Origin of the sequence: Streptomyces flavofungini (assembly GCF_041028215.1) — a bacterium.
In the GTDB taxonomy this organism is placed as follows: domain Bacteria; phylum Actinomycetota; class Actinomycetes; order Streptomycetales; family Streptomycetaceae; genus Streptomyces; species Streptomyces flavofungini_B.
In genome coordinates this window covers 1-3,833 of the sequence record NZ_JASKYR010000782.1, presented here as the reverse complement: position 1 = coordinate 3,833, position 3,833 = coordinate 1, and the positions used below count along the sequence as shown (strand labels likewise).

The following is a 3,833-nucleotide window of genomic DNA, read 5'->3' as shown; positions in this document are numbered from 1 at the left end:
GGCGGCACCCTGAGGCCTCCGCTGCCGGGCGGAGGCACAAGGGGCTCAGAAGTACCTCAATTAACACCGGCATCCGTGGACGCTGCACCCATCCCGTCCATAGGGTCGCGATCATGCCCGACATATCACTGACCACCCTCGTCGTCCTCTGCGCCGCCGCCCTCGCGGCGGGCTGGATCGACGCCGTGGTCGGCGGCGGGGGACTGCTGCTGCTCCCCGCCCTGCTGCTCGGGCTGCCCGCGGGCACCCCGGCCGCGCACGCCCTCGGCACCAACAMSGCCGCGACGTACGTCAGGAAGACCCGCGTCGACGTGCCGACCGCCGTCCGGATCGGCCTCGCGGCGCTCGCCGGGTCCATGGGCGGCGCCTTCTTCGCGGCCGGGATGAGCACCGACGTGCTGAAGCCCGTCATCATGGTCGTGCTGCTCGCCGTCGCCGCCTTCGTGATCCTGCGGCCCGCGTTCGGCACCGCGCCCGCGGCCGGGCCCGCGTCCCCGCGGCGGATTCTCGCCGCGATCGGCCTCGCGGGGCTCGGCATCGGCTTCTACGACGGCCTGATCGGCCCCGGCACCGGCACCTTCCTCGTCCTCGCCCTGACCGCCGTGCTCCACCTCGACCTGGTCTCCGCCTCGGCCACCGCGAAGATCGTCAACTGCTGCACCAACGCGGGCGCCCTCGCGATGTTCGCCTGGCAGGGCGCGGTCCTTTGGCAGCTCGCGGCGCTGATGGCCGTCTTCAACCTCGCGGGCGGCATGTTCGGCGCCCGCACGGCACTGAAGAAGGGCAGCGGCTTCGTCCGCATCGTACTGCTGACCACCGTTCTCGCCCTCGTGGTGAAGATGGCGTACGAGCAGTGGGTCGCCTGAGCCCGTTCGCCGGGCTCCGCCGCCGTGGTCTCAGCGCACTTCCGTGGTCTCAGCGCACTTCCGTCAGATGGGCGAAGACGACCACGTTGCCCTGGTAGCCGGTCTCCTTCGAGTACCTGCCGCCGCAGGTGATCACCCGTAGCTCCGGCCGGGGCGCGGCCCCGTACACCTTGTCGTCGGGGAAAGCGTCGGCGTCGTACACCTCGTTCGCGTCGACCGTGAAGACGGCCACGCTGCCGTCCCTGCGGTCCACCTCGATGGTGCTGCCCCGGCGTACCGCGCCCAGCTCGTAGAAGACGGCCGGGCCCTCCCTGTTGTCGACATGGCCCGCTACGACGGCGGTGCCGCGCTCGCCGGGGGTGGTGCCCGCCTCGTACCAGCCCGCGAGGTTCTTCCGCCCCGGCGGCGGTACGTCGAGGCTGCCCTGGCGGGTCAGGCCGAGGCCCATCAGGGGGGTGTCGACGCCGATCGCGGGGATGCGCAGGCGGTCCGGCGGGGAGGGCGGCAGGGCGGTGGAGCCCGGGTCGTGCGGGGTGCCGGTGCCGGTGGCGGTGGCGGTGCCTGGGTCGGGGGCGGTGCCGGTGTCGGCGGCGTGGTCGCCGGGCCGGGCCGACGCCGCCTGCGCGGCGGACGGCTGCGGTGGCGGATGCGGCTCGGCACCGCTGCTCAGCAGCCAGGCACCGGAGCACAGCGCCACGGCGCTGACGGTGGCTATGAGCGCGTTGCCGGTTCTCGTGCTGCCGGTTCTCGTGCTGCCGGTTCTCGGGCTGCCGGGTCTCGCGGTGCCGGTCATCGCGTCGCCGGTGGTTCCGCGCGGTTGTGACGTACGACGTGTGTGGCGCATGGGGCGTCCCCCTCGGGTGTGCGGGCGGTCCGGGAGCCTCGTCCCCCTCCCCGCCCGCGAGGGGACACGGACCGGGAGGGGGCGAAGGCGGCGGTACCGGTGGACAGCGGAGGGTGTCCGTCAGATCCTGTCGCCTCTCGCCCGGCGATGCAGGAGCCAGGTACCGCCCGCGGCGGCGACGGCCAGTGCCGCCACGCCCGCCGCGGTCTGCACGGGGTCGGGGCCGAGTGCGCCGCCGACCCCCGTCTTCACATGTCCCCTCGGCTGCGTCGGCTGCCGCTCGCCCGCGGCGGCGGTGGAGGTGACCGTCACCACCAGATCGGCCATGATCCGCTTGTTCTTCACCCCCGAACCGCCCGCGCCGGAGCACTTCGCGGCGATCTCGTAGGTGCCTGGCTGGGCGGAGGGCGGCACCTCGAAGCGCCCCGCCGCCTCTCCCGGGCCGCCGCCGGGCGCCAGGGTGAACCGGCCCGCGCCCACCGCGCTGGCGTCGCCCGCGGCGGTGCCGCCGGTGCCGCAGGCCGTGGTGTGCACGGTGACCCCGGTGCCGGGGGTGACGGTCCCCGGGGTGATCACGAGGTCTCCGCCGGGCGCCGCGGAGGCGGGGGCGGCCAGGGCGCCGGCCGTCGCCGCGGCGAGGGCGGTACCGGTCAGCAGACGGGCGATGCGCATGATGCTCGTTCCTCCGAGGCCTTCGCGCGGGCACGCCCCGCGACACCCCCAAGTGCCGCTGCGTCGGTCGAGCCTCGCCCTTCCGAGGTAAGTGGCACTCGGCGGCGCGCGCCTCCCGGTGAGCCGGGACAAGGGCCGCATCGAGGCGGTTCCTGACGCCTCGCCAGAAGCGTTACAGCAGGTCACGGGCGTTGCACCGGCCCGACTTCGAAGAGCGCGGGCGGCGGCGGTGAATGGGTGACCCGGCCCGTCGGGAGGGAGCCGACCGGTGGCGCGCGGCGCGGGGCGCGGTCAGACCGCCTCCCAGGGCACCTCCTCATAGACCCCGGCGACCCTCGCCATCAGCTTCTCGTCGACGCCGTACGCCATGCCGTCGATCCGCCGCACCGGACTCACCCCCCAGGAGTTGGTGACGAAGGCCGCCGCGTACGACGGCAGGTCCGCGAGGGTGACCCGGGCGTGCCGGGTGGGGACCCCGGCGGCGGGCAGACCCGCCTCGACGAGCTGCATCGTGATGCCGGACAGATGCGGGGCGTCGGGCCAGACGACGCTCGTGCCGTCGAAGAAGCCGATGTTCGTGACGGCGCCCTCGCTGATCTCGCCATCGGGGCCGGTGAGCAGCGCGCCGTCGTACCCCGCGCGCCGGGCCAGTTCGTCGTGGCGGGCCTGGCCGAAGCCGCCCAGGTGCTTGATGTGGGCGAAGGGCCGCTGGTACGGCACGGACATCAGCGACTGCGCCCGGCCCTCCATGGTCCCGGCCAGCACGGTCGGCGGCCGGACGGTGATCATCACGGACGGCTCGCCGTCCGGGGCGTGCACGTAGACGCGTACGGAGGCGTCCTCGATGTCGTCGCGCAGGATGTGCCGGACGAGATCGCGCACCCGTTCGCCTTCGAGGCCCTGCCCGAACAGCTCACGCGTCGCCGCGTCGAGCCGCGCCAGATGGCGGTCCATGCCCCGCACCTTGCCGCCCCTGACCTGGAGCGCGGTGAAGTGCCCGGTGTTGACGAGCGCGGGCCAGAGCAGCCCGGCGCCGGTGGCGGGCTGACCGTCGATCTCGATGCGCTGGACCAGCGAGGAGGTTGTCATGCGGCCACGCTACGAGACACCACCGGAGCCAAGCCGACGACCTCTGTCCTGACCTCGCGCTGCGGATGCCGGGGGCTGGCCCGGATCTTTGTCCTGGCCTCGCCGCGTACGCCGGGGGCTGGTCCGTGTGCTCTGTCCTGGCGGCGCTTTGGGTGCCGGGGCCCGGCCCGTGCCCTCTGTCCTGACCGCGCCGCGAACGCCGGGGCCCGGCCCGTGCCCTCTGTCCTGGCCGCGCCGCGAACGCCGGGCCCGGCCGGTGCCCTCTGTCCTGGCCGTGCCGCGAACGCCGGGGCCCGGCCCGTGCCCTCTGTCCTGCCTGTGCCGCGAACGCCGGGGCCCGGCGTTCGCGGCGCGGTCAGGAC

The 3,833-nt window shown here is 74.4% G+C and carries 4 protein-coding genes; 1 reads left to right on the top strand and 3 read right to left on the bottom strand.

The features are described from left to right. Window positions 1-113 precede the first annotated feature (113 nt). Entirely contained in the window at window positions 114-866 is a 753-nt protein-coding gene (locus tag AB8Z36_RS34350) for a sulfite exporter TauE/SafE family protein (protein ID WP_369217302.1), read from the top strand. Window positions 867-915: 49 nt separating this feature from the next. Here the strand turns inward: AB8Z36_RS34350 and AB8Z36_RS34345 are convergent, their stop codons facing one another. The 3 genes from AB8Z36_RS34345 to AB8Z36_RS34335 all read right to left on the bottom strand — a co-directional run bounded on the left by AB8Z36_RS34345 (window position 916) and on the right by AB8Z36_RS34335 (window position 3,471). Continuing rightward, a complete protein-coding gene (locus tag AB8Z36_RS34345) occupies window positions 916-1,659 on the bottom strand; it encodes a class F sortase (RefSeq protein WP_440582077.1) in 744 nt (247 codons plus the stop codon). Window positions 1,660-1,830: 171 nt separating this feature from the next. Then, a complete protein-coding gene (locus AB8Z36_RS34340) occupies window positions 1,831-2,385 on the bottom strand; it encodes a hypothetical protein (RefSeq protein WP_369217303.1) in 555 nt (184 codons plus the stop codon). Between the two features lie 288 nt (window positions 2,386-2,673). Next, a complete protein-coding gene (locus tag AB8Z36_RS34335) occupies window positions 2,674-3,471 on the bottom strand; it encodes an aminotransferase class IV (protein WP_369217300.1) in 798 nt (265 codons plus the stop codon). Between the last annotated feature and the right edge of the window lie 362 nt (window positions 3,472-3,833).